The 5,553-nt window shown below is 55.8% G+C and carries 5 protein-coding genes and 1 pseudogene; 5 read left to right on the top strand and 1 reads right to left on the bottom strand.

What is annotated here, in order from left to right; genetic code table 11:
* The 5 genes and pseudogenes from K5905_RS26460 to K5905_RS26440 all read left to right on the top strand — a co-directional run.
* Positions 1-374 (top strand): annotated as a pseudogene (locus K5905_RS26460) (glycosyltransferase); the annotation flags it as partial.
* On the top strand, positions 364-795 hold the full coding sequence (locus tag K5905_RS26455) for a GtrA family protein (RefSeq protein ID WP_297589812.1): 432 nt from the start codon (positions 364-366) through the stop codon (positions 793-795). The pseudogene K5905_RS26460 and the gene K5905_RS26455, both read left to right, overlap by 11 nt.
* Positions 796-826: 31 nt before the next feature.
* Complete coding sequence (locus K5905_RS26450) at positions 827-2,347, top strand: glycosyltransferase family 39 protein (protein WP_297589810.1); 1,521 nt, start codon at positions 827-829, stop codon at positions 2,345-2,347.
* A gap of 59 nt (positions 2,348-2,406) precedes the next feature.
* Positions 2,407-3,597, top strand: a complete 1,191-nt coding sequence (locus tag K5905_RS26445) for an adenylate/guanylate cyclase domain-containing protein (RefSeq protein ID WP_297589808.1) — start codon at positions 2,407-2,409, stop codon at positions 3,595-3,597.
* A 77-nt stretch (positions 3,598-3,674) separates the two neighbouring features.
* On the top strand, positions 3,675-4,472 hold the full coding sequence (locus K5905_RS26440; RefSeq protein WP_297589805.1) for an alpha/beta fold hydrolase: 798 nt from the start codon (positions 3,675-3,677) through the stop codon (positions 4,470-4,472).
* Between the two features lie 78 nt (positions 4,473-4,550).
* Here the strand turns inward: K5905_RS26440 and K5905_RS26435 are convergent.
* The coding region (locus K5905_RS26435; RefSeq protein WP_297589803.1) for an FAD-dependent oxidoreductase at positions 4,551-5,553 on the bottom strand (1,003 nt) is incomplete at its 5' end.

Here is a 5,553-nt window from a genome sequence, read left to right as displayed (position 1 = left end):
CCGGCACTGGAAAATTCAATTACTGGAAACTCTGGAACTTCGCCCTCGACGGCTTGACCGGGTTCACCACCTTGCCGCTGCGGGTTTGGTTCTATGGGGGCGTTCTGGTGTCACTCGGCGCCTTTGCCTACGCTCTTTATCTGACAATGCGGGTTCTCGTGTCGGGTATCGATGTCCCCGGCTACGCGTCGCTGATGGTCGCACTGCTGTTTTTCTCAGGTGTGCAACTGCTGTCGATCGGCATGGTTGGGGAATATATCGCAAGGCTCTTTAACGAGGCCAAGCAAAGGCCGGTCTACATTCTTCAAGATGTCATAGAGGGTGAGACCTCCAAATCCGGCACAGCGACGGACAAGGCCTCCGATGGCCTCTGACGCAACTCGGCAAAAACTGAAAACCGAAACCGCAGCGGCCGGCAAATTCGCCATCATCGGCGTCATTGCGACCCTCACTCATGCTGCCGTCGCAGCCTTTCTGCTCGAGACCGGGGTCCTAACCGCCTTTCCGGCAAATGTCTGCGGATTTCTGGTCGCATTCATAGTGTCGTTCAGCGGACACTATTATTGGAGTTTTTCACATCTGCGCCGGGATGGAACAGCGTTGAAAAGCATGCGACGGTTTCTTGTCATTGCGGCATCCGGATTTGTACTCAATTCGACCGTACTCGTCATGTGGCTGAACCTCACTCCCTGGCCGGATCTGCTTGGGTTGTTATTTTCAATTGCAATCGTGCCCGCTTTTTCCTTTCTGGGTGCAAGGCTTTGGGCTTTTTCCCACCGTCATGCCGAGACCTGATTTTCACGCCGCGTACAAGATAGAGACTTAAATGGGCCAACGTGAAACGACCGCATCCCGCGCCGCGCTTTATTATGCCGGACTTGTTTGCCTGCTCTATGCGTTGATCCCCACCCTGACATTTCCCAACCCGCCGCTGGATGTTGTGGAAGGCTTTGCATGGGGGCGGGAACTTCAACTCGGCTACACCAAACATCCACCGATGCAGGCCTGGTTGCTGGAAGCGACTTATCTGCTCACGGGCGGACACTCGTTTGGTGCCTACTGGTTGAGCGCGTTCAGCGCTGCACTTGGCTATCTGTTCATCTGGAAAATCACCCGACGCCTCGGCTTTTCCGACTGGCAGGCCTTCTGGGCAATCGTTCTCACCAGCGTGACATTCTATTTCACGTTGCCGATGCCCGAGTTCAATCCGAATATTCTGCAGATCCCTGTCTGGGCAGGAATGATCCTGCTATTTCATCGTGCCCTGGAAAAGGGGCATTGGCTGGATTGGGTGCTGCTGGGAGCTCTGGCGGCATTCGGTCTTTACACCAAGTATTTCGTTTTGCTGCTGATCGGAACCATCGGCCTATACACGCTGGTCTTTGCGGATGCGCGTCGACATCTCTGGTCTTTTGGGCCCTGGCTCTGCGCGCTGGTCTGCGTCGTGCTGCTTGCGCCACACATCGTCTGGCTGCTTGATACGGATTTTCTGACCCTTCAATACGCTGCCAGCCGCAGCAAACCGGCGACTTCCCTTCTCGACCACATCTTCAATCCGCTGAATTTCCTCGGCGCTCAGATCGGCAATCACGCCGGCCTGTTCCTGGATGTTCTGGCAGGGCTCGGTTGGGCCGGCCTGAGGAATTTCAGGGCCAGGAGACAACAGTCGATCCGAAAATTTGCTTCACCCACGACCCGCTTTCTGCTCTGGTTTGCGTTTCTCCCACTGATCGTGGTCCTGCTGGCCTCTGCCATAACCGGAAATGAGTTCGAGCATATGTGGGGCACTCCGATGTTCGTGCTTTCCGGCCTTGTCGCCGTGTGGTTTCTGGCACTTCCCGAACTTTGGCCTTTTCCGCGCCGGGCCATTGTGACCGCAATTGCCATTCAGGTGATTTTCCTGACAGTCATCTTCGGACAAGCCGTTTTGGAACCTCATTGGAAAGACAAGCAGACGCGCATTCATTACCCGGGCCGCGATGTCGCCGAGCACTTGACCGAAATCTGGCAGTCCAGAATGGACACGGAGCTGGCCTATGTCGCCGGAGACATGTGGTCCGCAGCCAATGTCACGCTTCACGCGCCCAGCCGACCATCAATGTTCTATCTGCACGACCAAATCCTGAGTCCCTGGATCAATCTGGAAGACGTCCAGAAAAAAGGATTGCTGATTGTCTGGAGAGGAGACCGGGATGTTCCCCTCAATGAAATCCTGGCGCACTATCCGGGTGCGAAACGCGAAGGGCACACCAACATCCCATATCAGGCGACCGGGGAAATGCCCGATGTCACGCTTAACTGGCTCATCATTCCACCCGGGGAAATCTCGGAAAAGAATGAAAAATAACTCAGGTGATCCGAGTGCTCCGTCTGGAAACCGAAGCGAAAGCTGACTAACTTGACGCCATGATCAGTATGGTGGAAATCGACGGCATTGAAGATTGGCTGATTGGCCAGGCACTCGGCAGACCGGATATGACGGCGATGTTTGCCGAAATGTGCGAGCGGCTGCGTCAGTGCGAAGTCCCAGTCGATCGGGCCATGTTGGTCTGGTCAACGCTTCACCCTTTGATAGAAGCCGAACTCGTGTTTTGGGAAAACGGCAGCGACGTGCAGCATGAGCGTATTCCGCATGCTGAGGAAGACAGCGAGGAGTGGCTCACCAGCCCGATCCGGGCGGTTCTGGTCAACCGCGAGCCCATGCTTCGGCGCAAGCTGACAAATGCAAATGCACCGCACGAATTTCCAATCCTGAATACATTGTCCGAGGCAGGTTATACGGACTATCTCATCCTTTCGACCGAATTCGAAATCCCGGCAATCCGGGGTGAGTATCCCAGTACCGGCATTATCGTGAGCTGGTCGACACGGGACACCGACGGGTTTTCCGATGATGCTCTAAACGCCATTCGATACATTCAAAAACGCCTCGCACTGGCCGCCCGTGCAACCCTTGAAGGCCAGATCAGCAAAACAGTTGCCGAAACCTATCTGGGCAAAACTGCCGGGCACAAGGTTCTCAATGGGCAGATCCGGCACGGTGACGGCGAAATAATAGATGCAGTGATCTATTTCAGCGACATGCGTCACTCGACCGCCATTGCCGAAGCGCTTGGTCCGGAGGAATATCTGGGCTGGCTGAACACCTATTTTGACGCAACCGCCGGTGCCATACTGGAAAATGACGGCGAGGTTCTGGATTTCATCGGCGATGCCGTCCTCGGTGTCTTTCCAATTGGCCCGAACACTCTGGATGAGGCTGTATCAAGGGCGATTTCCGCGGCGGATGAAACCCGCAAACGGCTCAAAAAAGTCAATGCCGATCCCTCCCTTTCCCATCCGCTGAAAGTAGGCGTTGCCTTGTCTGTCGGTTCGGTCATGTTTGGGAATATCGGTGTTCCCGAACGCCTGACATTTTCGGTGATCGGCCAGGCGGTTCATGCAGCGGCGCGCATTGAAAGCCTGACTAAAACGGTCGGCACCGATATTCTGCTAACGGGGGATATTGCCGGACATGCAGGCAACAGGGCACATCCGGCCGGCACCTTCGATCTGGAAGGCTTCACCCGACGCCAGCCCTTGTTCACCCTGGAATAGACCGCCCATGAAAGACCGAACAGCGACCGGGTAAGCTTGCCCTCCGAATTCTTCAAATCAAAATCCATTGGAAACGCATGACCGAACTCCGCCCCACCACTCGCCCTCATCTGCCTTACAAGGAACTGGAAGCCACAACGCAGGATGCGGGAGGCCCGGTTGTCCTGTTGCATGGTTTTGGCGGCGACCGGCAAACCTGGGTGAATATCCAGACTGCACTGGCCTCAAGGAAACGATCGTTCGCCTTTGACTTGCCTGGACACGGTGAAGCGCTTGACTGGCCAACAATCGGAAACGCCGGCGTCGCCGCAAAAGCTGTGTCTCAATCCCTTGAAACGCTTGCGTTGACGAATGTCCATCTGGTCGGTCACTCGATGGGTGGTGCGGTCGCGGCACTTGTCGCTCTCAAAAATCCGGAACTTGTCGCCAGCCTCACCTTGTTGTCGCCCGGAGGCTTCGGTCCGGAAATCAACCATCGCCTGTTGCGCCGTTACGCGGCAGCAACAGACGTCACAGAGATGGAAATTCTGCTTGAACAGTTTTTCGGATGGGAATTCAGACTGCCGAAATTTCTGGCAATCACCGCTGCCGAAAGCCGTGCCCGCCCGGGGGCTGCGGCAACGCTAGAGGCGATCGCGGAGGAAATCATCGACGGGTCAGTACAAAAAACACTTCCTCGCGACGAGCTGGCAGAACTCACAATGCCGATCAAGGTCATCTGGGGAACACAGGACCGGGTACTGCCGACCCGTCAGGCCCATAAACTGCCTGGTGTCGTGGCAACCCATATCTTTGAGCGCGTCGGACACATGGCGCATCTTGAGATCCCGAAGGAAGTCACAAGACTCATTTTCCAGAACGCCGGAGTTCGATAGGAGGTATTCAGTCGCCGCCCCCCGACTATGCAGGGGCGGCAATCAAACCGGCCAGCACCAGTTTGCCTGGGAACAGTTCTAAGCTTCCGGCAACAACCCGTCACGCCAGACTTCACCGATAACCCGGCGGGCCATCATGTGGGAGCGCGGCGAATTGATGCTGTCGACGGCAATCAATTGTCCGGAATTCAGATAGGCGACATAGAACTTGTCCTTGTCAGGTTGGCCGACCACGATCGTATCGTCATAGCCTTCCGACAGACCCGCAATCTGAAGCTTGATGTCGTATTGGTCGGACCAGAACCAGGGAAGCGGATCATAGTCGACATCCTGACCAAGCAATGCTTGTGCGACGGCCTTTGCCTGATCGATGGCATTCTGCACGCTTTCCATTCGAACGGAGCGCTGATAGCGGTTGGAATAAAAGCGCGTGCAGTCACCGACCGCATAGATTTCCGGATCACTCGTTTGGCCTGAACCATCCACCAGCACGCCATTGTCCACTTCCAGGCCTGCTTCTTCGGCGAGATGATCATTCGGCTCCGCGCCAACCGCAATCAGAACCAGCTTCGCCGGAACAATGTCGCCATTGCTCAACCTGACGCCGCTGACCTCACTGCCACCGACAAGGGCTTCAACGCCGGTGTTCAGCTTGAGATCTATTCCCTTGTCCCTATGGAGTTTGGTGAAGTAATCGGACACGGCTTCACTGACCACCCGTTTCATCGGCCGGTCAAGAGCTTCAATTACCGTCACGTTTTTGCCGAGCGCCCGGGCAACGGCGGCAACTTCGAGGCCGATATAGCCGGCACCGATTATGGCAACGTCCTGAGCATTCTGCATCCGTTCACGGATATGATCCACGTCCGCAATCGAGCGAAGCGTCACCACACCCTGCTTGTCCGCCCCCTCCAGCTTCAGCTTGCGGGCATTGGTTCCGGTTGCCAGAACCAGTTTTCCGTATGGCAGAGTGTCACCGTTTTCCAACTGCAAGCGCTTGGCGGTCCGGTCGACCGCAACAACGCGGGTGTTGGGAATGTGGTCGATATTATTGGTTTCAAAAAAGGCAGGGGGCCGCAGC

This window comes from Roseibium sp. (assembly GCF_025698965.1).
Classification (GTDB): Bacteria; Pseudomonadota; Alphaproteobacteria; order Rhizobiales; family Stappiaceae; genus Roseibium.
This window is presented reverse-complemented; position numbering and strand designations above follow the sequence as displayed.